Consider the following 24,285-nt stretch of genomic DNA (forward strand, 5'->3'; position numbering starts at 1 on the left):
CCTGATGGCCACCGTGACCTTCTCCGACACCACCCGGTTCTACGCCGGGGTGGACCGTCCCGCGGTCGACGGCCTCGACCTCGAGGTCGCCGACGGCGAGTTCCTGGTGCTGGTCGGCCCGTCCGGCTGCGGGAAGTCGACCACGCTGCGGATGCTCGCCGGGCTGGAAGGCGTCGACGACGGCTCCATCCACATCGGCGACCGCGACGTCACCGAACTGCCGCCGAAGGACCGGGACATCGCCATGGTGTTCCAGAACTACGCGCTCTACCCGCATATGACGGTGGGGGAGAACATCGGCTTCCACCTGAAGCTGGCCAAGATGCCCAAGGCCGAACGCGACCGCAAGGTGCGCGAGGCCGCGGCCGTGCTCGACCTGACCGAGTACCTGGACCGCAAACCCGCGAAGCTGTCCGGCGGTCAGCGGCAGCGGGTCGCGATGGGGCGGGCGATCGTGCGCGAGCCCAGTGTGTTCCTGATGGACGAGCCACTGTCCAACTTGGACGCCAAGCTCCGCGTGCAGACACGCACCCAGATCGCGTCACTGCAGCGGCGGCTGGGCATCACCACGCTCTACGTCACGCACGACCAGGTCGAGGCGATGACCATGGGAGACCGGGTCGCCGTACTGAAGGACGGCATCCTCCAGCAATGCGACACACCGGTCGGGCTGTTCGCCAAGCCGGTCAACGTGTTCGTCGCCGGGTTCATCGGCTCGCCCGCGATGAACCTGCTGGAGACCACTGTGGACAGTGATGGAGCCGTCGCCGGTGGAACGCGGCTTCCGCTGACCCCGGCGCAACGTTCGGCGCTGACCGGGCCCGGTATCGTCGTCGGCGTCCGGCCCGAGGGCTGGACGATCGGCGACGGCGGTTTCGAGGCCATCGTCGAGGTCGTCGAGGAGCTGGGCAGCGACCAGTACCTCTACTGCCGTGATGGTGACCGCGTGCTGACCGTCCGCACTCCCGGGATGGCCCCGTGGCAGCGCGGCGAGCCGATCTCCCTGACCCCGCAACCGGGTGCGGTGCACCTGTTCGACGCCGCGACCGGTGACAGGCTCCCGGACGCATGACCAGCCTGTATCGCACCGGGCTGGTGCTCCCGGCCGCCGAGCTGGGCCCGGAGAACCCGTTGCCGCCGCTCCGGAAACCGGAGGCGGTGGCGAAGGTGTCCAATGTGGACGAGCTGCCGCCGGACCTGGCGGAGAACATCGGCTACGGCCGCCTGGACACCACGCTGCCGTGCCTGCTGCAGGACGGTTACTCCCGCGAGCGCACCGACCGTGAACTCCCGGCGGTGGTGCTGGAGAACGACAAACTCCGCGCCACCGTGCTGCCGTCGCTGGGCGGACGGCTGTACTCACTGGTCCACAAGCCGTCCGGACGTGAGCTGCTCTATCGCAACCCGGTGTTCCAGCCCGCGAACCTCGCCCTGCGGGACGCGTGGTTCGCCGGCGGTGTCGAGTGGAACCTCGGCAGCACCGGGCATACGACGCTGACCTGCGAGCCGATGTTCGCCGCGGAGATCGAGGGCCCGGACGGCACGCCGGTGCTGCGTCTGTGGGAGTGGGAACGCACCCGCGACCTGCCGTACCAGGTCGATTTCTGGCTGCCGGAAGGGTCGGAGCAGCTGCTCGTGGCGGTGCGGGTGCGCAACCCGCATCCCTACGACGTCCCCGTGTACTGGTGGTCGAACATCGCGGTGCCGCAGAACGAGGGCACGAGGGTGCTGGCGCCCGCGACGCAGGCCTGGCATTACGGCTATTCGGGACGGCTCGATCTGGTCAACGTGCCCGGCGAGCTGACGTATCCGGCGCGCGCCGAGGCCGCGGCGGACTACTTCTTCGAGGTGACCGGGCGACCGTGGGTCGCGGCCGTCGAAGCCGACGGGACCGGGCTCGCTCAGCTGTCCACCAGCCGGTTGCGAGGCCGGAAGCTGTTCCTGTGGGGCGAATCCACCGGCGGACGTCGCTGGCAGGAGTGGCTGGCGCCGGACGCCGGTGGCTATCTGGAGATCCAGGCCGGGCTGGCCCGCACCCAGCTGGAGCATCTTCGGTTGCCGCCGGGGGAGAGCTGGGACTGGCTGGAGGCCTATGGCCCGGTCGCCGCCGATCCGGCCGCGGTGCACGGTGACGACTGGACGGCGGCTCGTGAAGCCGTCGCCGCCGGTCTGCCGTCTGCGGAGACCATGGACGAGCTCCACGAAGCGTGGCGGAAGATCGCCGACGTCACCCCGGAATCCTTCCTGGCCACCGGTTCCGGCTGGGGCGCGCTGGAGAACCGGCGCGCGCCCATGTGCCTGCCCGGCACACCGTTCCCGGACGAATCGCTGGGGCCGGACCAGGAGCCGTGGCTCGCGTTGCTCGACGGGACGCCGCCGGACGGCGATCCGCTCGCCGTTCCTCCGGCGACACTGGTGAACCGGTACTGGGCGGATCTCATGGAGTACGCCCCGAAGAACTGGCTGACCTGGTATCACCGCGGCGTCGCGCACTGGGCGGCCGGACGGCAGTCGGACGCGGTCCGCGCCTGGCGCGAGTCCGTGTCGGCGGCCGAGAACCCTTGGGCGTTGCGGAATCTCGCGATCGCCACGGCCGGGCACGAGGCCGCCTGGCTGTACCGGCGGGCGGTCGCCCTCGCGCCCTCACTGCGTCCCCTGGTCGTCGAGGCCATCGCGGCGCAACTCGCCGCGGGGCTCCCGGACGAAGCGAGTGTGTTGCTGGACGGACTGCCCGTGGAAGGGCGGATCGCCCTCCTGACCGCTCGGACCCGGCTCGCGCTCGGCGACATCGCCGGGGCCAAGGCCGTGTACGACAGCGGTTTCGAGGTCGCGAACATCAGGGAAGGGGAAACGTCTTTGTCCGACACCTGGGCGGCGGTTTCCGACGAACCGCTGCCGGAACAGCACGACTTCCGGATGAAGTGACCGGCCGGGCCACTCGACCGGCGTGCCGCTCGCGGCGGACAACCGCGATGCAGCATACTGCTCGAAACAGTGGCCAACAGCGCACCGGTATGCGCGATAGGCCGCAGCGAGCTAGGAGTGGCGCCGATGGCCCGGCACGAACGGCTGAGCACCCTGCTGGACCTGTTGGGGCAGCGGGAGAAGATCGACGTCGAGGACGTGGCCGAGGAGCTGAACGTCTCCGCCGCCACGATCCGGCGCGACCTCGATCACCTGGCGGAGCAACAGTTGCTCACCCGCACCCGAGGTGGCGCGGTGGCCAACGACCTCGCCTACGACCTGCCGTTGCGCTACAAAACCGCGCGGCACGTGCCCGAGAAGCAGCGGATCAGTGTCGCCGCGGCGGCGCTCGTCGCGCAGGGCATGGTGGTCGGCCTCAATGGCGGGACGACGACGGCCGGGGTCGCGCGTTCGCTGGCCACCCGGTCCGATCTGGCCGGACGCGGTGATTCGCCGGGGCTGACGGTGGTCACCAACGCGCTGAACATCGCGCACGAACTCGCGGTCCGGCCGCATGTGAAGATCGTGGTCACCGGTGGTGTCGCGCGTCCGCAGTCGTTCGAGCTCAGCGGTCCGCTGGCCACGCGCGTGCTCAGCGAGCTGACTATCGACCTGCTGTTCCTCGGGGTCGACGCGTTCGATGCCGACGCCGGCGCCTTCGCCCACCACGAGGGCGAGGCGAGTATCAACCGGCTGATGGTCGAACGGGCGGAACGCGTCGTCGCGGTCGCCGACGGTTCGAAGCTGGGCCGCCGGGCGTTCGCGCGGATCTGCGCGACGCCGCAGGTGCACGCTCTGGTCACCGACTCCAACGCGGACCCGAAGGTGCTGCGGGCGTTCGAGGCCGCCGGGGTCGAGGTCCAGGCGGTCTGACCTCTCCGGTCCCGGATGTCATGAAAGGGCCGTTCAGGACATCTTTTGTCCTGAACGGCCCTTTCATGACATCCGGGGCACGCACACCCGTTGCCCCATAAGGATCTTGCCCCGACCCGACGAAAGTCGGCAGCACCGCTTCGGCGGATGACTTTGCGCGAACCGTGCGCTATACAGAGACCCTATTGCGTATTCATGCGCGAAAGGTGTCTCGAATGAGCAGAGTTGCGCAATCCCTGAGTTGTTTGGCCGCAGTGGCCCTTCTCGGGCTTTCCCCGGTCGCCGCCCACGCCGACCCGGCCGCGGCGGCGTCCGGGAAGCTGGGCGATTTGACCGGGATCTCGGCCGAAGGCCCCACCGTCACGCTGAAATCGGGAAGCGCCGCGGTGCGCGTCGGCTTCCCGGCCGAAGGCGCAGTCCGGGTCTGGCTGGCGCCGGACGGCACGTTCACCGATCCCGCCGGGAGCAAGATCGTGCTGCCGCGCACCGGTGCCCCGGTGACGCCCAAGACGGCCGACAAGGGGGACTACTGGGCGGTTTCCACGGCCAAGGCGACGTTGCGGGCGTACAAGCATCCGCTGCGCCTCGCGTTGTACGACGGCGCGGACCGCAAGCGGCTCTGGGAGGAGTCGGCGCCGCTGTCCTGGACCGACAAACAGACCACGCAGACCCTGGCGCGGACGGCGACCGAGCAGTTCGTCGGCGGCGGCGAGCAGAACGGCCGTTTCAGCCACCGGGGCCAGACCATCCGGATCTTCGCGGACTACAACTGGAACGACGGCGGGGCCCCGAATTCGCAGCCGTTCTACGCCTCCACGGCGGGATACGGCGTGCTGCGCAACACCTTCGCGCAAGGCACCTACGCCTTCACCGAGCCGGTGCGCACCACGCACGACGAACGCCGCTTCGACGCGACATACGTCGTCGGCGCCGGGCTCAAGGACGTCATCACCGGCTACACCGATCTGGTCGGGAAGCCTTTCCTGCCACCGCTCTACGGGCTCGAACACGGTGACGCCGACTGCTATCTGCACAACGCCAACCGCGGCGAACGCCACACGCTGGACGCGGTGAAGATCGCGGAGGGCTACACCGAGCACGGCATGCCCAACGGCTGGATGCTCGTCAACGACGGCTACGGCTGCGGCTACGAAAACCTTCAGCAGACGGGCGAAGGCCTGCGCAAGAACAACATGCAGCTGGGCCTGTGGACCGAGAACGGCGTGCCGAACCAGGTCGAAGAGGTCAAGGCCGGGGTGCGGGTCCGCAAACTCGACGTCGCGTGGGTCGGCCCGGGTTACCAGTTCGCGCTGGACGCCTGCGACACCGCGCACAAGGGCATCGAGGACAACAGCGACGCGCGCGGCTTCGTCTGGACGCCGGTCAGCTGGGCGGGCGCACAGCGTTGCGGCGTGCTGTGGAGCGGTGACCAGGCCGGTTCCTACGACTACATCAAGTGGCAGATCCCGACCTACGCCGGCGCCACGACGTCGGGGATCGCGTACAACACCGGCGACATCGACGGCATCTTCGGCGGCAGCCCGCAGACCTACGTCCGCGACCTGCAGTGGAAGGCCTTCCTGCCGGTCTCGATGACGATGGACGGCTGGGCCGCGTCGGACAAGCAGCCGTGGCGCTACGGCGAGCCGTACACCTCGATCAACCGCAAGTACCTGCTGCTCAAGGAGCGGCTGCTGCCCTACACCTACAGCCATTCGGTGGCGGCGCACGAATCCGGCGTCGGCCAGGTCCGCCCGCTGGCGCTCGAATACCCTGACGACCCGAACGTGTGGGGCGAGAAGGCGAAGTACGAGTTCCTGTCCGGCAAGGACTTCCTCGTCGCGCCGGTGTACGAGAACTCCACCGTCCGCAACGGCATCTACCTGCCGAAGGGCACCTGGGTCGACTACTGGAGCGGCAAGACCTACACCGGTCCGACCACTGTGGACGGTTACGACGCGCCGCTCGACACGCTGCCGTTGTTCGTCCGCGCCGGTGCCGTGGTGCCGACGTGGGCCGAGGGCACGAAGTCGTGGCAGACGCGGGACAAGGGCGTGCTCGATCTCGACGTCTATCCGCAGGGCAAGGGTTCGTTCACGCTCACCGAGGACGACGGCGTGACCAGGGCTTACAAGAACGGCGACCAGGCGAAGCAGACCTTCACCGTGGACGCGCCGACGTCCGGGCTCGGCACGGTGACGGTCGGGATCGGTGCCAGTTCCGGTTCCTACGCCGGGAAACCCGCGTCGCGGAACTACCAGCTGACCGTCCACACGGGAAGCAAGCCCGCGACCGTACTGGCCGGGAACTCCGTCCTGCGGCAGTACGGCAGCAAGGCCGAACTGGACGCGGCGCCGTCGGGCTGGTGGTTCGATCCGGCCACCGGTGGGGTCGCGCGGGTCAAGACCGGCAAGATCGGCGCCGGTGACCGTCAGGACGTCCGGCTGTTCGGCACGAGCGCGGTCGGCGGGATCTTCCCCGAGGACCGCAACGGCTCCGTCACCCTGTCCGTCCCGGCGGTCGCCGGTCCCGGACAGACCGCGACGGGCACGTTGAGCTTCACCAACGGCACGCCGCTGCCGGTCCGGGACGTCACGTTCTCGTTGCCCGCCAATGGCTTCCGTGCCGAGGTGCCCGCCGGCCCCCGGCTGGTGATGCCCGGCGCGACCGTGCGTGTCCCGGTGAAGGTGACGCCGGACGCGGGGATCAAACCGGACGACTACCAGCTCACCGCGTCGGCGTCGTACAAGGCGCGGCTCGGGGAGAACCGGGTCACCGACTCGGTGACGGTCACCGTCCCGCACGGTTCGCTGGCCGCGGCCTATGGCAACGTCGGCGTGACCGACGCGGCCCACGTCGCGGTGGGGGACATCGACGGCGGCGGCAGCAGTTTCCGGGCGGAGGGCCTCGCCGAGGCAGGGCTCAAACCGGGCGCTGGCTTCTCCGCGCTCGGCGCGCAGCTGACGTGGCCGCAGACCGGTTCGGGACAGAAGGACAACGTCCTCGCGTCCGGCCAGACCATCGCGGTGCGCGGTACCGGGGCGAAACTCGTGCTGACCGGAACCGGTACCGGCACGGCGAAGGGCACTGTCGTCGTCCGCTATGCCGACGGCAGCACCAGCCAGGCCGAACTGGGCTTCCCCAACTGGTGCTGTACCGATCCCGCGCAGTACGGCGCGACGACGGTGGCGACGGTGATGGGCAAGAACACCCGCACCGGGGCCGCGTATCCGACCACGCCGTACCGGGTGTTCGCGAACTCCGTCCCGCTGACCGCGGGCAAGGAGGTCGTCGCGGTGACCTTGCCGTCGAACAGCGCGATGCACGTCTTCGCGGCGGGCATCGGCTGAGTCCTCGTGAGTGGTAAGGACGGTTAGGGCCAGCCGTGTCTCTGTACCTGCCGGCCGGAAGTCCGTGAAGGCCTCCTTGAGGGACTCTGGGTCCCTCAAGGAGGCCTTCACGGACTGGGCCACCAGGGCACGGCGTGCGCGGAGGCGTGACTCGCGTGATCAGGGACGTGACTCGCGTGATTGGAGGCCGCATTCGGGTGTTTCGTCTCTGATCACGCGAGTTCCGCTTTCGATCACGTGAGTGCGGTGCTACGTCCTCACGAGTCAGGCGGCGACGGGAGTCCACAAAGCGTCGATGGCGCGCTCCGCCTCGGCCTGGCTGGCTTCGGCCAGCGGGATGAGGTCCGCCATCGCCGGATTGACCTTCGCGAGCGTCAGCTCGGCGGTGACGAACCGCGGTTCGAGCCCGGTCAGCGAAAGACCGTGGGGGATCCACGACTGCGCGTGGTCCCAGCCCTCGCGGGGCGTGCCTGCGCCGTATCCGCCACCGCGCGCGGCGAGGACGATGAAATCACGTCCGCCCAGGAGGCCCTCCCTGGTCTCCATGTCGATCGACAGGCCGGGCGCGATCAGGTGGTCCACCCAGGCCTTGACCGTGCTCGGCGGGCCGAAGTTGTACAGCGGCAGGCCCAGCACGATCGTGTCGGCCGCCTTGACCTCGTCGACGAGCTCCTTGATGAGCCGCCAGGCCGCGGCCTGCTCCGGGGTGTGCTGCTCCGGCGGCACCGTCCGGGCGACGTTGGTGACCGCGTCCAGATGCGGCAGCGGGTCGGCGCCCAGGTCGCGATAGGTGACGGTGCCCTCCGGATGCGCCGCACGCCAGGCCGCGGCCGCCCGCGCGGTGAGGCGACGGCTGGTCGAGTGCTCGCCCGTGATGCTGGAGTCGATGTGCAGCAGGTTCGTCATACGTACTATCTTGCATAGATAGTTTGTGTAACGCAAACCATTGATGCTGTGGTGGTCATCATGTGGGAACGTACACTTGACGAGTGTCCGAACTCCCGGTCGTGAACCAGCCCCCGCATCGCTGCGGCGCGCTGCTCGACCACGTCACCCGCCGCATCCGGCTGCGCAGCGAGTCCGTCCTGGCCCCGCTCGGCCTGCGCCCCCGGCATCTCGTCGCGCTGACCGTGCTGCGCGACCTCGGCGGCTGTTCGCAGCAGGACCTCGCGAAGACGCTGGAGATGGACAGCACGAACGTCGTCGGGCTGCTGAACGACCTCGAATCCGCGAACCTCGTCGAACGCAGGCGGTCACCGGAGGACCGACGGCGGCATATCGTCGAACTCACCGACGTCGGTGCCAAGCAGCTCGTCAAGGCCGAGTTCGCCCTCGCCGGAGTCGAGGACGACGTGCTCGGCGCGCTCGACAACGGCCAGCGCGAAACGCTGTACAACCTGCTGTACCAGGCGGCGGGTCACGCCGAGGCCGCCGCCTGCGTCGAATCCGTGCACATCGACGACTGCTAGCCGCCGAAATCCGTTGTAGGCGCCGTCATGCCAGCGCCGCGATCCGCTGGTCAGGGATATCGAAGACGTCGTAACTCCACAGCCGCACATTAGCCCCGGACCGGGCAGAATCTACGGGGTGAGTGAATGGCGCAACACCACGCACGACTGGGCCGGTTCCGTGGATCTCGACCATCTGGCGCGCATCCGCCGGAACCCTGGGGAGTTCGCTTCCGGCGGTGTTCCCCACCTCGTCCTCGAAGTGCTCGCCTATGCGGCGGAGGAGGCCGAAAGCACCGGCGGCGGGCATGCCGTCGTCACGGCGCATCCCGACGGCTCGATCTCCGTGGCGGACGACGGGCGGGGCACCGACACCCGCGCCGACGGCCACGGTGGCTTCGTGAAGAAGCCGGTCATGTCGACCAAGGATCTGCGTTTCTTCGATTCCCCTGCGGCGCAACGGCTCCCGGACGGTCACCCGCGCCGCGGCGTGTCGGTCGTGGCCGCGCTGAGCGACTGGCTCGTACACACCAACCGGCGTCGCAACGGTTCCTGGACCCAGCGTTACGAACGCGGCGTCCCGGTCACCGACCTGTCGCCGACCCCCGACGACGGTACGACCGGCACGACGGTGCGTTTCCTGCCAGGGGAGGAGATCGGCCCCCTGCGGCTGCCGGAGGTCGGCGAGTGGCCTTACCTGAGCGTGGAGGTGGTCCGATGAGAAAGCGCCTGACCGTGGCGGCTTCGCTCCTGGTCTTACTCGCCGGGTGCTCCGCCGAGCAGGAGCAGCCGCCCGCCAAACCCGTCTACGACCTCCCCGCGCGGGAGGTCCGGCCGGACGAGACCGCGCTGCACCTGCCGCCCGCGCGCAACGGGGAGACCGAGTTCTCCCTCATCGGGCTGGCCGCCGGGTTGCCCAGTCTCACCGGCAGCCACGCCGAATTCGAAGCGAAGGGCCAGTTCGTCCGGCTCCGGCTGGTGGTCACGGGCAGGGGCCTGTCCGGCATCCTCTTCGACACCCGGCGCCAGCAGCTGATCACCGATTCCGGCGCGGTGATCGCGGTCGACAACCAGGCGATGACGATCAAACGGCAGCCGGACAAGTTCGAGCTGGGACGCGGCGTACGGGTCGAGTTCGACCTCTACTTCGACCTTCCCAAGGAAGCGAAACCCGTGCTGCTGCGGGCTTTCGGCGGTCCGACGCTGACCGACATGAAGAACCTCACGGGCACCGAAATCAAGCTGGCATGAGAAGGGCCCCGCCGCGGAAGCGACGGGGCCCTTCTCGAAAAGGCGTCAGACGCCCAGGTCGCCACCGAGATAGGCGGCCCGCACCTGCGGGTCGTCCAGCAGCTCGGCACCGCGGGCGCTCTTGACCACTTCACCGGTCTCCAGCACATACGCGCGGTCGGAGAGCTTCAGCGCCTGCTGCGCGTTCTGCTCCACCAGCAGGACCGTGGTCCCGCGCTTGTTGATCTCGCGGATGATGTCGAAGATCTGCGCGATCAGCATCGGCGCCAGGCCCATGGACGGCTCGTCGAGCAGCAGCACCTTGGGCTTGGTCATCAGCGCGCGGCCGATGGCGATCATCTGCTGCTCGCCACCGGACATCGTGCCGCCGAACTGGGTCTTGCGCTCGTTCAGCCGCGGGAACAGCTCGTAGACCTCGTCGAGGTCGGCCTTCAGATCGTCCTTGCGGGTGTAGGCACCCATCAGGAGGTTCTCCTGCACCGTCATACCGGGGAACACACCCCGGCCTTCCGGTGACTGGCCGATCCCGAGCTCGACCCGCTTGTGGCCGGGCGTCTTCGAGATGTCCTTGCCGTCGAAGAGGATCCGGCCGCTGGTCAGCGGCCGCAGCCCCGAAATCGTCTTCAGCGTCGTGGTCTTGCCGGCGCCGTTGGCCCCGATGAGCGAAACGATCTCGCCCTCGCCGACCTCGATGCTCATTCCCTTGAGCGCGGCGATCTTCCCGTAGTGGACGTTGATGTCCTGAACCTCAAGAAGCATCTTCCGCCACCCCCAGGTAAGCCTCGATCACCTTCTGGTTGTTCTGCACCTCGTGGGGGAGCCCTTCTGCGATCTTCTGGCCGAAGTCGAGCACGGCCAGCCGGTCGGCGATCTGCATGACCAGGCCCATGTCGTGCTCGATGAGCAGCACGGTGCGGCCGTCGTCGCGGATCTTGCGGATCAGTTGCTGCAGCGAGTTCTTCTCCGCCGGGTTCATGCCGGCGGCGGGCTCGTCGAGCAGCAGCAGCTTCGGGTCGGTCGCGAGCGCACGCGCGATCTCCAGACGGCGCTGGTCGCCGTAGGAGAGGTTCTTCGCGGTGTTGTGCTCGACCCGGCCGATGCCGACGAAGTCCAGCAGCTCCCTGGCCAGCTCGCGGCCCCGCTTCTCCTCCTTGCGGTGGATGGGCAGGCCCAGCGTCGCCGAGATCGCGCCGGTCTTGTGGTGCGAGTCCGCACCGACCATGACGTTCTCGAGCGCCGACATGTTGTGGAACAGCCGGATGTTCTGGAAGGTGCGGGCGATCCCGGCCTGGTTGACCTTGAACCGCTTCATCCCGTCGATCCGGGTGTCGCCGAAACGCACCTGGCCTTCGGTCGGCCGGTAGACGCCGGTGACCACATTGAAGACCGTGGTCTTGCCCGCACCGTTCGGGCCGATCAGGGCGAAGATCTCACCCTGGTTGATGGTGAGGTTGACTTCCTTCAACGCTGTGACACCGCCGAAGCGCATGGTCACGTTGTCGAATTCGAGCAGCGCGCTCATTTCGTCACCTCCGCCGAAGCCTCGGAATCCGGACCCGCGACTTCGGCGCCCATGGCACCCATCCCGCCCGTTCCCTCGTGTAGTTCCGCCTTGCGCTGCCGCGACGGCAGCAGACCCTCCGGCCGCAGCGCCATCATCAGCACCAGCACGCCACCGAAGATCAGGATGCGGTACTCGGACAGGAACCGGAACCGCTCCGGGAGCCAGGCGACCAGGAAGGCACCGAGCATGACGCCGGGCAGGTTGCCCGCGCCGCCGAGCACCACGGCCGCGAGGATGGTCGCGGACAGGATGAACGGGAAGTTGTTCGGCTCGATGAAGACGGCCTTGCTGGCGTAGACCACACCGGCCATACCGCCGAGCATGGCGCCGATCGCGAACGCCAGCAGCTTGAACTTGAACGTCGGGACACCCATCAGCTCGGCGGCGTCCTCGTCCTCGCGGATGGCCGCCCACGCCCGCCCGACCCGGCTCTTGTGCAGCCGCACCGAGAAGATGATCGCGATCACGATCGCCGCGAGGATCAGGTAGTAGTACGGCGCCGGGTCGAGCAGGAACTCGGTCCCGAAGATGGGCTCCGGGTGCGGGATGTTGGTGATACCGCGGGCGCCGCCGATGGCGTCGGTGTTGGTCGCGGTGATCCGGACGATCTCACCGAAGCCGAGGGTCACGATGGCCAGATAGTCACCGCGCAACCGGAGTGTCGGAGCACCGAGGATCACCCCTGACATCGCCGCCAGGAAGATGCCGAGCACGAGCGTGCCCCAGAATCCCCAGCCGTGCAGGGTGCCCATCACGGCGAGCGTGTACGCGCCGATCGCGAAGAACGCGACGAACCCGAGGTCCAGCATGCCCGCGTGGCCGACCACGATGTTCAGGCCGATCGCCAGCAGGATGTACACCCCGACCGGGAAGATCAGGACCGTGGTCCAGTCCGATTCCGGCGACATGAACGACCCGATCGCGGGCGCGGGCAGGATCAGCGCGCCGATGATCAGGCCGATGTACACGCCATAGCGTTGCCAATGCGGAGCGCGTGCCCACCAATCCCGCATACCGTCCACGGGGTGGAAGCCGGCGCGCGTCGGCTTTCCGTTCTCTGGGGACTTTTCAGCCACTTCTTCGTTGCCCTTCATGCGCGTGCCCGCTGCAGCGATTCACCGAGGATGCCGGTGGGACGGAACATCAGGACGAGCACCAGTACCACGAAGGCGGTGACGTCCTTCCAAGCCGAACCGAAGAAGATGGAACTCCAGTTCTCCACCAAACCGAGCACGATGCCACCCAGCAGGGCGCCGCGCAGGTTGCCGATACCTCCCAGCACGGCCGCGGTGAACGCCTTGATGCCGAGGAGGAATCCGATGCGGTAGTCGGTGTTCTCGTACTCCATCACGTACAGCGCGGCGGCGACACCGGCCATCGCGCCACCGAGCAGGAAGGTGAGGCGCACGATCTTGTCGATGCTGACGCCCATCAGCACGGCGGCTTCGGGATCCTGCGCGGTGGCGCGGATACCTCGGCCGATGCGGGTACGGCTGACCAGCTGGTCGAGGACGACCATCATGATCACGGCACCGACGACGACGAACACGTGGTCCGTGCGCACGACGCCGTTGCCGATGTGGAACAGCGGTTCGTGCGGGATGAACCGTGGCGCGTTCTGTTGCACACGACCGGATTTGTCGGTGATCCATTCGATGATCTCCAGACCGAACAGCTCCTGGAGGAACAGCGAGGCACCGATGGCGGAGATCAGGGCGGCGAGCCGGGTCGCGCCTTTCTTGCGGAGCGGCCGGTAGGCCACTTGCTCCAGCAGGACCGCCGCGCCGCCGGACACGGCGGCCGAAGCGATGATGATCAGCAGCAGTACCGCGATCATCCCGAACACGCCGAGCGTGATCGGGGCGGTGCCGCCCGCGATGGTGATCAGGACGAACAGGGACGTGACCGTCCCGATCATGAAGATCTCGGAATGTGCGAAGTTGATGAGCCGGAGCACGCCGTAGACCATTGTGTAGCCGAGGGCGATGAGGGCGTAGATGCTTCCGGCGACCAGTCCGCCGATGGTGCTACCGAGGAACTGGGCTTGCAGATCTTGAAGCATGACGTGGATGCCTTACGGGACGGGGCGAGGATTTCTTTCGCCACATTTGCGGGAAGCGGGGGTGCTGTGCCCGCACAGCGCCCCCGCTTCCGTTAGGTGTTCCTATCTGCTCCGTCAGCCGTTGAGCTTGGCTTCGGTCGAGACGCCGAGGTTCTTCAGGACGCCACCGGTGACCTGGTAGATGTTGATCGCGTCCGTCGACGGTTCGCCGTTCTCCTTGAACTTGATCTGCTTGGAGGCACCCTTGAAGTCGATCGTCTTCAGGGCTTCGTTGATCTTCTCCGAGGTGTTGGCGCCGGACTTGACCGCGTTGATGATGGCGGTCGCGGCGTCGTAACCCTCGCTCGAGTAGATCGCCGGGTCGACGTTGAACGCGGCCTTGTACTTGGTGCTGAACTCGTCGGTGGAGCCGGCGTCCGGGATGTTGCACGGGCAGCCGACGACGGCCTTCTCGGCGGCCGCGGCACCGGCACCGCTGATCAGCTGGGCGTCGAGCGAACCGTCACCGGTCGCGAAGGTGGCGGTCACCTGGCTGTCACGCAGCTGCTTGAGCAGACGGCCACCCTGGGCGTAGTAGCCACCGAAGAGGATGATGTCCGGGTTCGCGGCCTTGACCTTCTGGACGGTCGAGGAGTAGTCCGACGCGTCCTTGGCGAACTTGTCGCGCTCGGTCGGGACGTTCTTCTCCTTCAAGGTCTTCTCGAAGTTGTCGGCCAGGCCGACGCTGTATTCCTGGTCGTCCGAGATGATGTAGGCCTTCTTGGGCGACTTCGCCGTGACGAGGAAGTTGGCGATCGCCGGTCCCTGGCTGGCGTCGCTCGCGACGACGCGGTGCCAGTACTTCCATCCGTTCGAGGAGAGGCCCGCGTTGGTGGCCGAGGGCGAGACACTCGGGATCTTGTTCTGCTCCAGCTGGCCACCGATGGCCTTCGACTCACCGGAGAAGGCCGGGCCGATCAGGGCGGTGATCTTGTCCTGGCCGACGGCCGTCGCGATCAGCGACGTCGCCTGCTCGGGCTTGCCCTGGCTGTCGTATTCCTTGAGCTCCAGCTTGATCGCCGGGTTCGTCTTGTTGTACTCGTCGATAGCGAGCTTGGCGCCGTTGCGGGGCGGGATCACGATCCCGGAGTTCTCACCGGTGAGGTCACCCATGAACCCGATCTTCAGCGTGCTGCTGTCACCGCTGCCGGACGAGCTGCTGCCGCCTGCACAGCCCGCCAGCGCCAGCGACGCAGCCGCCGCGACGGCGAAAACCCGTCCAAAACGCACTCCTGACACCGACTACCTCCCATGACCAACCAGCCGCCGGTAGGCGTTGCCCCCGACACAGGGGCTAGGTTAGGGCAGGAAGATATCCCCCTACGCCATGATCTGCCCAGACGCCCATCACTCTGTGTCCACATCGTGACGGTCGAAACCAGAACGAATTGCACGAAAAGGCGAATGTTGCCGGTTGGCGAGTCTTCGCTGGTCACGCTGGGGATTCACCGCTACCACGTCGATCATGCTCGTGGGTAATGATCCTGTTTCGGCCGCGTATCTTGCGCTTTTTCAGCTCCTTCGAGGGCGGCCGTTCGTCGTAGCAATGCTGCCCCAAAGGGCGTCAACGGTGCCCCCTCTTCCTTCGGTGCCATGACAACCGATGGTTGTCGTCGCGGTCCGAACGGCTGTTGGATCTCGCCCCTGACCTCGGGATTAACTGTTCCCATGACGACGAGTACCGAAGCGATCGAAGGCGTGGCGGCAGGAGTTCCGTTCGTGGCGTTGCCGCCGTCGGACGGTGGCCGTCCGGCGCCACTGGTGCTGACCTGGCATCTGCTGGGCGCGCCGTTCAGCGAGGCGGCCATGGCGGCGGCACTGCCGATGCGGGACCTGCACGCGTGGCGGGTGCACCTGGGGTTGCCGCTGACCGGGAAACGGTTCCCCGAAGGCGGTTTCGAGGGCTTCTTCCGGCTGGCGAGCGAGGACAACGTGCTCAACGTCGTCGAACCGCTCACCAGGCAGGTCGAGGCGGAGTTCCCGGCGGCGGTGGCGGAACTGCGCTCCCGCTTGTCCATTGAGGACGGTCCGGTGGGGCTGGTCGGCGGTTCGCAGGGCGGCGGGGTCGCGCTGCAGATGCTGACCCACCCCGAGATCGCGGTGGCGGCCGCCGCGCTGGTGAACCCGGTGACCCAGCTGGCGCCGGTGATCGCGGCGAACGAGCGAGTCTACGACGTGACTTATCCCTGGTCGGACCGGTCCCGCGCGGTCGCGAACGAGTACGACTACGTGCGGCGGGCGGACGAACTGACCGCGCCGGTCCTGCTCGTCATCGGCGAGGAGGACGACGTGTCGATCACCGAACCGGCCGAAGCCCTGCACAAGGCGCTGGGGGAGCGGCGATCCGAGCTCGTCACGATCCCGGGGATGGCGCACGAATTCGCCGAGGCCCCTGGCCTCGAACCCGCTCCGCAGACCGAACACGCGAAGCTGGTCGACGCCGAGCTCACGCGCTGGTTCGCCCGGCACCTAGCTGTTTGAGGTCGTCGTCCGGCAGCCACGATCGGTCGGGATCGTAGGCGCACCAACCTTCTTCGTGGCTGGTCCGGCCCGCGAGCGCCAGCAGGCGCCGCAGGGCCGAGCCTTCGCCGCGGCGCCACACCACCGACCACGGGAACAGCGGCGACGGCTCGAACGGCAGGACCCGCAGATTCAGGTCGGACGCGAGGTCCATGTCCGCGCCGGCGAGAGTGACCCGCTGCTTTCCGTAGCGCGTCTGTTCCAGTGTGTGCCGGAGGTCGTAGCTGACCCCGGAGTCGTCGATCGGGACGTCGAATTCTTTGCATAGGCGTTGCAAATAAGAAAGCCATTCGACCGGGCCGCCCAATTGCGGAATCCAGATGCCCTCGTGCCGGAGATCGGACAATTTCAGGACATCGTTGTCCGCGAGCGGGTGTTCCGGCGCGAGAAGGGCGACCAGCGGTTCGAGCCGGACGAGCCGGTGTTCGAGTTCGGCGGGCACTTCGCGGCCGAGGTCCGCGACGCGGCCGAACGCGAGGTCGATCTCGCCGCGGACCAGCGGGTCCAGGGCGTTGGCCAGCCCGCGCCCGGCGACGCGCTCGACCGCCAGCGCCGGATCCCGCTGCGCGATGCGGCGCAACATGTACATGGGGGAGAGGCGCGGATCGATGACGTCGAGGCGGGGTGGGCGGTCCTGCAGGCCCATCGCGGCGACGGCGGCGTCGGCCGCGCGGATCAGCTCGCGCGCGTGCGGGAGGAACCGGTCGCCGTCGGCGGTCAGCTCGACGGACCTGTTGGTGCGCCGGAAGAGCTGGACCGACAGGGCGTCCTCGAGCTTCCGGACCCGCTTCGACAGCGCTTGCTGGGTGAGGAACAGGGATTCTGCCGCGCGACCGAAATGGCCGTGGTCGGCGGTCGCGACGAACGCGCGCACCTGGGCAGTGTCGAGATCCACGTCCCTGAAGGTACGTGAAGGCCCCCTTACCTACCCTCAAGGTAGTGAAGGGGGCCTTCACGGACTTCCGGTGTCCACCCGCGGCGGTCGCCTATGTCATGAAAGGGCCGTTCAGGACGAAAAACGTCCTGAACGGCCCTTTCATGACACTGCAGAAGGTCGGGACGGGTCAGGCGCCCGGCGGCCGCTCCCGCACCACACAGGTCAGCCGCGCCGTGCACGACCGGCGCCCCTGGTCGTCGGTCAGCACGATCTCGGCGGTCACCGTCCCGCGTCCGACGTGCACCGGCGTCGCGACACCGGTCACCCGCCCGGACCGGACCGCCCGGTGGTGCGTGCACGAAAGCTCCAGCCCCATCGTCGCCTTGTCGGTGCCGGCGTTGAGCGCGCAGACCATCGAACCGAGCGCTTCCGCGACGACGGCGTTCGCGCCGCCGTGGAGGAGGCCGTAGGGCTGGAGGTTGCCCTCTACCGGGATGCTGCCCACGACGCGTTCGGGACCGAATTCGCTGATCTCGAGCCCGAGCTTGTCGTTGAGCTGCTGTCCGGCGAAGGCCGGGTCGATCCCGGCGAAGGTTTCGAGGGCTTGTTCGGTCACGCAAAGCTCCTTAACAGACACGACAGGTAGGACTGTCAGACCCTCACCCTAGACTCGCTCCCGTGAGCCCGAGTGAGAACACGACCGTTGCCAACGCCACACCCGCCACCGCACAGGCCGAGCGGCCCAAACTGCTGCTGATCGACGGCCATTCGATGGCGTATCGCGCCTTCTTCGCGCTGCCCGCGGAGAACTTCAAGACGAAGACCGGGCAGACGACGAACGCGGTCTTCGGGTTCACCTCGATGCTCATCAACCTGCTGCGCGACGAGGCGCCGACCCATCTGGCGGTGGCGTTCGACCTCTCCCGCAAGACGTTCCGGTCGGAGACGTTCGCGGAGTACAAGGCCAACCGCAGCAGCACCCCGGACGAGTTCAAGGGCCAGGTCGGGCTGGTCGAGGACGTGCTCAAGGTCCTCGGCATCCCGGCGCTGACCAAGGAGAACTACGAAGCCGACGACATCATCGCCACGCTCACGACACAGGCGACCGCCGAAGGTTTCGACGTCCTCATCTGTACGGGCGACCGTGACGCGCTCCAGCTGGTGACCGACCAGGTCACCGTGCTGTACCCGAAGCGTGGCGTGTCGGAGATGACCCGGTTCACCCCGGAGGCGGTCGAGGAGAAGTACGGCCTCACGCCGGCGCAGTACCCGGACTTCGCCGCGCTGCGTGGCGACCCCTCGGACAACCTGCCCAGCATCCCCGGGGTGGGGGAGAAGACGGCCGCGAAGTGGATCCGGCAGTTCGGCTCCTTCAACGAGCTGATCGACCGGGTCGACGAGGTCAAGGGCAAGGTCGGCGACGCGCTGCGCGAGCACCTCGGCGCGGTCATGCTGAACCGCCAGCTCACCGAGCTGATCCGCGACGTCGAGCTGGAGCTCGGCCCGACGATGCTCGAACTGCGCCCGTGGGACCGCGAGGCCGTGCACGCGCTGTTCGACGAGCTCGAGTTCCGCGTCCTGCGAGACCGGCTCTTCGCCACCCTGCAGAGCGCCGAACCCGAGGCCGAGGAAGGTTTCGAGGTCAGCGGCTCCAAGCTCGCGCCGGGCGCCCTCACGGAATGGCTGTCCGCGCACACCGGCACGGACAAGCCGGTCGGCCTGGCGTTCCGCACCACCGGTGCCTCGGTCCGCTCGGACCTGAAGGCCATCACCTTCGCGGCCGCGGACGGCGAAGGCGCGTACGTCGACGTCACCGCGATGGACGCCGAGGACGACAAGGCGCTCACGGCCTGGCTCGCCGACGAGAAGATCCAGAAGATCGGCCACGAGCTCAAGGTCCCCCTGCACGCCGTCAAGGCACGCGGCTGGACGTTCGCCGGGCTTGTCATGGACACCGCGCTCGCGGCGTACCTCGTCCGCCCCGGCCAGCGCACCTTCGAACTCGACGACCTCGCCCTGCGGTACCTGCACCGTGAGCTGCGGTCCGAGGCCGACACCGGGGACGGGCAGCTTTCGCTGCTCGACGGTGGCGCCGAGGACATGGAGCAGAAGGAGATCCAGGCCGAGCTGGTCAAGGCCCGCGCGGTCGCCGAGCTCGCCGGCGCGCTGACCAAGGAGCTCGAAGAACTGGGCGGCGCGCAGCTGCTCGCCGAGCTCGAACTGCCGTTGCTGCAGGTGATCACCGGGCTCGAGGCGGCGGGTATCGCGGTCGACATCGAGCACCTGACCGACCTGGAAGCGCATTACCTCAGCCGGGTGACGCAGGCCGCGGAGGAGGCGTACGCGGTCATCGGCAAGCAGGTCAACCTCGGTTCGCCGAAGCAGCTGCAGGTCATCCTGTTCGACGAGCTCGGCATGCCGAAGACCAAGCGCACCAAGACCGGCTACACCACCGACGCCGAGGCGCTGCAGAGCCTCTTCGAGAAGACCGAGCACCCGTTCCTGCAGCATCTGCTGGAGCACCGGGACGCGACCCGCCTGCGCACCACGGTCGAGGGCCTGATCAAGTCGGTCGCCGACGACGGCCGCATCCACACCACGCTGCTGCAGACGATCGCCGCCACCGGACGGCTCTCGTCGGTCGACCCGAACCTCCAGAACATCCCGATCCGCACCGAAGAAGGACGCCGCATCCGCGACGCGTTCGTCGTCGGCGACGGGTACGCCGAGCTGATGACGGCGGACTACAGCCAGATCGAAATGCGGATCATGGCGCACCTTTCGCAGGACGAGGGCCTGATCCAGGCCTTCAACAGCGGCGAGGATCTGCACACTTTCGTGGCGTCGCGCGCGTTCTCGCTGCCGCCGGAGGAGATCACGCCGGAGCTGCGGTTCCGGGTCAAGGCCATGTCGTACGGCCTGGCGTACGGGCTTTCGGCGTACGGCCTTTCGCAGCAGCTGCGGATCTCCACCGAGGAAGCCAAAGAGCAGATGGAGGCGTACTTCTCCCGTTTCGGCGGCGTGCGCGATTACCTCCATTCGGTCGTGGGCGACGCGGCGAAGGTCGGCTACACCGAGACGATCTTCGGCCGCCGCCGTTATCTGCCGGACCTCAACAGCGACAACCGGCAGCGCCGGGAAATGGCCGAACGGATGGCGCTCAACGCGCCCATCCAGGGCAGCGCGGCCGACATCATCAAGGTCGCCATGCTCAACGTGCACAAGGCGCTGACCGAGGCGAAATTGAAGAGCCGCGTGCTGCTGCAGGTCCACGACGAGCTCGTCCTCGAGGTCGCCGACGGCGAACGCGAGCAGCTGGAAGCGTTGGTGCGCCAGGGAATGGGTTCGGCGTACGAGCTGGCCGTCCCGCTCGAGGTCTCCGTCGGGTACGGGCGGTCCTGGAACGACGCCGCGCATTAGCATTACGCCTCGTGAGTGGTAATGACGGTTCCGACCGTCATTACCACTCACGATCGGTAGGGTCTTTCGCGTGACTTCCGAGCGCAGACGCTGGCGGGTGCGGCTGCGCGATCGTCGTGGGCGGATCCTGGGCGCCGGGACCATGCTCGACGGTGAACACCTCCTCACCTGCGCTCACGTGATCGAAGGCCTCGACGGTGTCACGGTGGATTTCGTGGCGCTTCCCGGTGTGGAGTCCGGAATCGCCACGATCGTCGCGCAGGCGGCGCCCATCGGCGACGACGGTGGGGACATCGCGCTGCTCCGGTTGCGTGAACCCGAGGAACAGATCTCCGGCGCCCCGCTTCACCGGACAGCCCTCGAAGACGACCAGCGCGTCCGGGCGTACGGCTTCCCCTGCGGTTCGGACGGGATGTGGTCGCTAGCCACCGTCGTCGGCGACGGCGGGCACGGCCTCGAACGCGTCCAGTTGCACCGCGATCCCGATGCCGAGCCGATCACCCACGGCTTCAGCGGTTCGGCGGTGATCGCCGACAAGACCGGCCACGTCGTCGGCATGGTCGCGACCCGGTACGCGACCGAGGCCGCCCGTGTCTCCTGGATGATCCCGGTCGAGACCATGCTCGGTTACCTGCCGGAACTGCGCCGCTGGGCCGAAGGCAGCCCCGCGATCGACCCGGGTTTCGTGCAGTACCCGGAGCCGCCCGCGCTCGATCCTCGGTTCGCGCGCGAATTCGCCCGCTGGCTCGGCGGGCACGGCCGGGCCGACGTCCGGGTGATCATCATGGGACAGGACGATTCCGCGGTCGCGGCCTCCTTGCGGCGCGCCGTCGTGCTCGCCGACCGGGAACGCGGCGCCGGCCGGACCGCGACGGGACCGACGGTGCCGCCGGTGGGCAGTGTCGCGCTCGCCGTGGACGCGATCGGCAAGACCGCCGACGAAGTGCGCCGCCGCATCTCCGACCGGCTCGACGTCGCCGCGGATTCGCCGGCCGGTCGTCACGGTTCCGGCCGCACCGTGGTCGTCTACGGGGTCGACGAAGCCGCCGAACCCGACGAACTCGTCGGCGAGGTGCTCGTGCCGCTGGCCCAGCGCGCGCACGAACTCGGGCTGCGCCTCGCGTTGGCGTTCCGCGAGGCGACCTCACCGGGGGTGAGCGTGGTCCGGTCGAGCACGGACGTACTGCCCGCGGACGAGGACGACATCGAGGGCCGGCTGGCCCTCCTGGAAACCCGGTTGGGTGAACTCGCCAAGCTGGAGAAGGACAATGCGAGCGACGCGCCCCGCTTCTCCGCCGCCCCGCACGTTCATCCGAAGGAGCGGCGGCTGCGCGGCGCGTTGACGCAACTGCGTTCGGCGGAGCGCGACGGTGACACGGAGTGGGTGAAACGGCAGCTTCCGGTCTGTGAGCGTGCCGTGGCCAAGACCGTCGATCGTGCTCGCGACCTGCGCCGCCTCCTCGACGAAAACCTCGCCCGGCGCGCGGAACTGCGTGCCCGGCTCGACGCGTACGGGGAGATGGCCCGTAACGGCGGGCTCGTCGAGGACGTCGAACTGGAAGCCGCCTACGCCCCCGCCTGGCGGATGCTCTTCGAAGGACCGTGCGACCTGACGGCCGCGGCGGCCGCCGTCGAGCGGTACGCGGACACCGTACGGAAACGGATCGACGGATGACGGCCTGCGGACAGGACGGCTGCCCCGGTGTGCTCGGCAAGACCGGCTTCTGCAAGATCTGCGGATTGCCGCCCGGCACTCCGGAAGAGCCACAGGAGAAACCCACCCTGGTGATCCCCGGCCCCGGTGAGCTGCCGACCAGGATCACCAGCACGGTGGTCACGCGCGCCCAGCGGATCGCGGGTCACGCCGCCGCGGACGACCGGGTGCCGCTGCCGGTCGTCGAACTCCCGGAGATCTCGGGCCGCCTGCTCACCGAGCCGCATGTCCCGGAGGAGGAACGGTTCTGCGGCAAGCACGGGTGCACGTCCACCCCGGTCGGCCGTTCGGTCGGTGGCGGGCCCGCGCCCGCCGAGGGGTTCTGCCCGGTCTGCCGGACGCCGTTCTCCTTCTCGCCCAAGCTCGCGGCGGGCGACGTGGTCGACGGCCGCTATCACGTGCTCGGCTGTGTCGCCCGCGGCGGGCTCGGGTTCGTCTATCTGGCAACGGATTCCGGGCTCGGCGACCGGTACGTCGCGCTCAAGGGCCTGATCAACACGAACAACACCGCCGCCGTCCGGATCGCGGAGACCGAGAGCCAGGTGCTCACCGCGCTGGACCATCCGAACATCGTCCGGATCCTCGACGTCGTGGAGCACGACGACTTCCGCTACATCGTGATGGAGTTCGTCGACGGCCTTTCCCTGCGGGAGGTCAAGAACCGCGGCCGGGCCGGGCTGGACTCCAGCGAGGGACGGCTGCTGGTCGAGCACGTCGTGGCGTACGGGCGCGAGATCCTGACCGCGCTCGACTACCTGCACGGCGAAGGCCTGCTGTACTGCGACATGAAGCCGGACAACGTGATCCACGGCGAGAAGCGGATCAAGCTCATCGATTTCGGCGCCATCCGCAAGATCGACGACGACGAAAGCCCGATCGTCGGCACCGAGCACTATCAGGTGACCCCGCGGGAACGGGCGACCCACGGTCTCACCGTCCGGTCCGACATCCACACCGTCGGCGTGACCTTGCGGGAACTCTTCCAGGCCAGCGACGGCTGGTCGGTCACCACCGACGCGCGCGGCGTCCGGTTCGGTATCGAGTCGTTCCTCCGCGTCCTCGACCGGGCGACCGCGCCGTTCGAACAGCGGTTCGCGACCGCGCGCGAAATGCTGGTCCAGCTCGACGGCGTACTCGGTGAGATCCTTTCCTTGCGAGACAAGCAGTCCCGGCCCGGCGCGTCGACGTTGTTCGCCGAAGGGGCGGTGCTGCTCGACGCTGGACTCGGTCAGGCGCCGCCGCTGGAGCACTGGACGCGGGGCACCCCCGTCTCGCTCGGCGCGCGGCCGTCCGCCGAGGAGATCGCCCTCGGGCTGCCGGTGCCGCGTGAGGATCCGGACGACCCGCAGGCGAACTTCCTCCGTGCCGTCCGCGCGCCCGACGCGGCGCGGCTGCTGAAGAAACTCGACAAGGTGCCCGGTTCGCCGGAGGTCGGCTTCCGCCGGTGCCGGGCGCAGCTGGAACTCGGCGCCGTCATCGAGGGCACGCTGGCGGTGGCGGAGGCCGAACGGCTGCTGGGGGAGCGCGCCGCCCACGACTGGCGGGTGGCGTGGCATCGAGGTCTGCTCGCGCTCGGCGAGGGCGATTTCGCCGCGGCCAAGGAGAAGTTCACCGCCGTGTACCGCGACATCCCCGGCGAGGAGCCGCCGAAACTCGCACTGGGGCTCTGCGAGGAGCACCTCAACGGCGCGGCCGCCGCCGAGCGGTACTACGACGCTCTGTGGGTGCGGGACCGGGCGCAGGTCAGCGCGGCGTTCGGGCTCGCGCGGGTCCGCCTGTCACGAGGCAACCGTGCGGCCGCCGTCGGGATTCTCGACCAGGTCCCGGAATTCTCGCGCTACGACGAGGCGGCGCGGATCGCCGGCGTACGGGTGCTGTCCGCGCCGATGCCGGAGACGGGTGACCTCCCGTCATCCGCGGAACTCGACGACGCGGTCGTCCGGCTGACCGCGTTGGACCTCGACGGCGACGCACTCGACCGGCTCGTGACGGCGGTGCGGGAAACAGGGCTGGCGGGGGTGCTGCTCGGGCAGGACGGGATCACCGACGGCGAGATCCTGCGCGCGGACGAGACGGGCGCCCGCACCGTGCTGGACAGGTCGTACCGGCGGCTCGCCCATCACGCGCCTTCGCCGGAAGCGCACGACGTGCTGATCGATCTCGCGAACTCGGTGAGACCGGTGACGCTGGTGTGAAAGGGGAG

General features: G+C 68.3%; 19 protein-coding genes. 11 read left to right on the forward strand and 8 right to left on the reverse strand.

The window, feature by feature from the left end; genetic code table 11:
- Window positions 1–4: 4 nt before the first annotated feature.
- The 4 genes from ED92_RS33970 to ED92_RS33985 all read left to right on the forward strand — a co-directional run bounded on the left by ED92_RS33970 (window position 5) and on the right by ED92_RS33985 (window position 7,187).
- The gene (locus ED92_RS33970) at window positions 5–1,072 is read left to right on the forward strand and encodes an ABC transporter ATP-binding protein (RefSeq protein WP_016335507.1); all 1,068 of its coding nucleotides are present in this window, start codon (window positions 5–7) and stop codon (window positions 1,070–1,072) included.
- A complete protein-coding gene (locus ED92_RS33975) occupies window positions 1,069–2,925 on the forward strand; it encodes a DUF5107 domain-containing protein (protein ID WP_037345442.1) in 1,857 nt (618 codons plus the stop codon). Before ED92_RS33970 ends, ED92_RS33975 begins: the two co-directional genes overlap by 4 nt.
- 126 nt (window positions 2,926–3,051) lie before the next feature.
- On the forward strand, window positions 3,052–3,837 hold the full coding sequence (locus tag ED92_RS33980) for a DeoR/GlpR family DNA-binding transcription regulator (protein WP_016335505.1): 786 nt from the start codon (window positions 3,052–3,054) through the stop codon (window positions 3,835–3,837).
- A gap of 215 nt (window positions 3,838–4,052) precedes the next feature.
- Complete coding sequence (locus tag ED92_RS33985; RefSeq protein ID WP_235213434.1) at window positions 4,053–7,187, forward strand: TIM-barrel domain-containing protein; 3,135 nt, start codon at window positions 4,053–4,055, stop codon at window positions 7,185–7,187.
- A gap of 264 nt (window positions 7,188–7,451) precedes the next feature.
- Here the strand turns inward: ED92_RS33985 and ED92_RS33990 are convergent, their stop codons facing one another.
- Window positions 7,452–8,093, reverse strand: a complete 642-nt coding sequence (locus tag ED92_RS33990; RefSeq protein WP_037345447.1) for an FMN-dependent NADH-azoreductase — start codon at window positions 8,091–8,093, stop codon at window positions 7,452–7,454.
- 83 nt (window positions 8,094–8,176) lie between these two features.
- Here ED92_RS33990 and ED92_RS33995 point away from each other — a divergent pair, with 83 nt between their 5' ends.
- The 3 genes from ED92_RS33995 to ED92_RS34005 all read left to right on the forward strand — a co-directional run bounded on the left by ED92_RS33995 (window position 8,177) and on the right by ED92_RS34005 (window position 9,886).
- Window positions 8,177–8,656 carry a MarR family winged helix-turn-helix transcriptional regulator gene (locus tag ED92_RS33995; protein WP_037345450.1) on the forward strand — a complete coding sequence of 160 codons (480 nt, stop codon included), beginning with the start codon at window positions 8,177–8,179 and terminating at the stop codon, window positions 8,654–8,656.
- A 118-nt stretch (window positions 8,657–8,774) separates the two neighbouring features.
- On the forward strand, window positions 8,775–9,356 hold the full coding sequence (locus ED92_RS34000) for a DNA gyrase (RefSeq protein WP_052121041.1): 582 nt from the start codon (window positions 8,775–8,777) through the stop codon (window positions 9,354–9,356).
- Window positions 9,353–9,886, forward strand: coding sequence for a hypothetical protein (locus ED92_RS34005; protein WP_037345454.1), 534 nt, complete (start codon window positions 9,353–9,355; stop codon window positions 9,884–9,886). Before ED92_RS34000 ends, ED92_RS34005 begins: the two co-directional genes overlap by 4 nt.
- Window positions 9,887–9,931: 45 nt before the next feature.
- Here the strand turns inward: ED92_RS34005 and ED92_RS34010 are convergent, their stop codons facing one another.
- The 5 genes from ED92_RS34010 to ED92_RS34030 form a co-directional block, all read right to left on the reverse strand.
- The gene (locus ED92_RS34010) at window positions 9,932–10,645 is read right to left on the reverse strand and encodes an ABC transporter ATP-binding protein (protein ID WP_016335497.1); all 714 of its coding nucleotides are present in this window, start codon (window positions 10,643–10,645) and stop codon (window positions 9,932–9,934) included.
- Window positions 10,635–11,408 carry an ABC transporter ATP-binding protein gene (locus ED92_RS34015; RefSeq protein ID WP_037345457.1) on the reverse strand — a complete coding sequence of 258 codons (774 nt, stop codon included), beginning with the start codon at window positions 11,406–11,408 and terminating at the stop codon, window positions 10,635–10,637. The genes ED92_RS34010 and ED92_RS34015 overlap by 11 nt, the downstream gene beginning before the upstream one ends.
- Window positions 11,405–12,544 carry a branched-chain amino acid ABC transporter permease gene (locus ED92_RS34020; RefSeq protein WP_037345460.1) on the reverse strand — a complete coding sequence of 380 codons (1,140 nt, stop codon included), beginning with the start codon at window positions 12,542–12,544 and terminating at the stop codon, window positions 11,405–11,407. Before ED92_RS34020 ends, ED92_RS34015 begins: the two co-directional genes overlap by 4 nt.
- Window positions 12,541–13,512, reverse strand: a complete 972-nt coding sequence (locus ED92_RS34025; RefSeq protein WP_037345462.1) for a branched-chain amino acid ABC transporter permease — start codon at window positions 13,510–13,512, stop codon at window positions 12,541–12,543. Before ED92_RS34025 ends, ED92_RS34020 begins: the two co-directional genes overlap by 4 nt.
- Window positions 13,513–13,626: 114 nt before the next feature.
- The gene (locus ED92_RS34030) at window positions 13,627–14,781 is read right to left on the reverse strand and encodes a branched-chain amino acid ABC transporter substrate-binding protein (protein ID WP_037345464.1); all 1,155 of its coding nucleotides are present in this window, start codon (window positions 14,779–14,781) and stop codon (window positions 13,627–13,629) included.
- Between the two features lie 438 nt (window positions 14,782–15,219).
- On the opposite strand from ED92_RS34030, the gene ED92_RS34035 reads away from it, so the two are divergent.
- Window positions 15,220–16,032, forward strand: a complete 813-nt coding sequence (locus ED92_RS34035; protein ID WP_037345466.1) for an alpha/beta fold hydrolase — start codon at window positions 15,220–15,222, stop codon at window positions 16,030–16,032.
- On the opposite strand, the gene ED92_RS34040 is transcribed toward ED92_RS34035, so the two are convergent.
- Together ED92_RS34040 and ED92_RS34045 are read right to left on the reverse strand one after the other, a co-directional pair.
- Window positions 15,998–16,966 carry a LysR family transcriptional regulator gene (locus ED92_RS34040; protein ID WP_037345468.1) on the reverse strand — a complete coding sequence of 323 codons (969 nt, stop codon included), beginning with the start codon at window positions 16,964–16,966 and terminating at the stop codon, window positions 15,998–16,000. The genes ED92_RS34035 and ED92_RS34040 overlap by 35 nt on opposite strands.
- Window positions 16,967–17,135: 169 nt before the next feature.
- A complete protein-coding gene (locus tag ED92_RS34045) occupies window positions 17,136–17,564 on the reverse strand; it encodes a PaaI family thioesterase (RefSeq protein ID WP_037345470.1) in 429 nt (142 codons plus the stop codon).
- A 62-nt stretch (window positions 17,565–17,626) separates the two neighbouring features.
- Here ED92_RS34045 and polA point away from each other — a divergent pair, with 62 nt between their 5' ends.
- The 3 genes from polA (at window position 17,627) to ED92_RS34060 (ending at window position 24,277) form a co-directional block, all read left to right on the forward strand.
- Complete coding sequence (gene polA / locus ED92_RS34050) at window positions 17,627–20,368, forward strand: DNA polymerase I (protein ID WP_037345472.1); 2,742 nt, start codon at window positions 17,627–17,629, stop codon at window positions 20,366–20,368.
- 70 nt (window positions 20,369–20,438) lie between these two features.
- On the forward strand, window positions 20,439–22,043 hold the full coding sequence (locus tag ED92_RS34055) for a serine protease (protein WP_037345475.1): 1,605 nt from the start codon (window positions 20,439–20,441) through the stop codon (window positions 22,041–22,043).
- Entirely contained in the window at window positions 22,040–24,277 is a 2,238-nt protein-coding gene (locus tag ED92_RS34060) for a serine/threonine-protein kinase (RefSeq protein WP_037345478.1), read from the forward strand. Before ED92_RS34055 ends, ED92_RS34060 begins: the two co-directional genes overlap by 4 nt.
- Window positions 24,278–24,285 lie beyond the last annotated feature (8 nt).

It is taken from the genome of Amycolatopsis sp. MJM2582 (assembly GCF_000754115.1).
Lineage (GTDB): Bacteria > Actinomycetota > Actinomycetes > Mycobacteriales > Pseudonocardiaceae > Amycolatopsis > Amycolatopsis japonica.

Coding starts and splice junctions, on each gene's coding strand:
- ED92_RS33970 (WP_016335507.1), top strand. CDS start 5: ATGGCCACCGTGACCTTCTCCGACACCACCCGGTTCTACGCCGGGGTG.
- ED92_RS33975 (WP_037345442.1), top strand. CDS start 1,069: ATGACCAGCCTGTATCGCACCGGGCTGGTGCTCCCGGCCGCCGAGCTG.
- ED92_RS33980 (WP_016335505.1), top strand. CDS start 3,052: ATGGCCCGGCACGAACGGCTGAGCACCCTGCTGGACCTGTTGGGGCAG.
- ED92_RS33985 (WP_235213434.1), top strand. CDS start 4,053: ATGAGCAGAGTTGCGCAATCCCTGAGTTGTTTGGCCGCAGTGGCCCTT.
- ED92_RS33990 (WP_037345447.1), bottom strand. CDS start 8,093: ATGACGAACCTGCTGCACATCGACTCCAGCATCACGGGCGAGCACTCG.
- ED92_RS34005 (WP_037345454.1), top strand. CDS start 9,353: ATGAGAAAGCGCCTGACCGTGGCGGCTTCGCTCCTGGTCTTACTCGCC.
- ED92_RS34010 (WP_016335497.1), bottom strand. CDS start 10,645: ATGCTTCTTGAGGTTCAGGACATCAACGTCCACTACGGGAAGATCGCC.
- ED92_RS34015 (WP_037345457.1), bottom strand. CDS start 11,408: ATGAGCGCGCTGCTCGAATTCGACAACGTGACCATGCGCTTCGGCGGT.
- ED92_RS34020 (WP_037345460.1), bottom strand. CDS start 12,544: ATGAAGGGCAACGAAGAAGTGGCTGAAAAGTCCCCAGAGAACGGAAAG.
- ED92_RS34025 (WP_037345462.1), bottom strand. CDS start 13,512: ATGCTTCAAGATCTGCAAGCCCAGTTCCTCGGTAGCACCATCGGCGGA.
- ED92_RS34035 (WP_037345466.1), top strand. CDS start 15,220: ATGACGACGAGTACCGAAGCGATCGAAGGCGTGGCGGCAGGAGTTCCG.
- ED92_RS34060 (WP_037345478.1), top strand. CDS start 22,040: ATGACGGCCTGCGGACAGGACGGCTGCCCCGGTGTGCTCGGCAAGACC.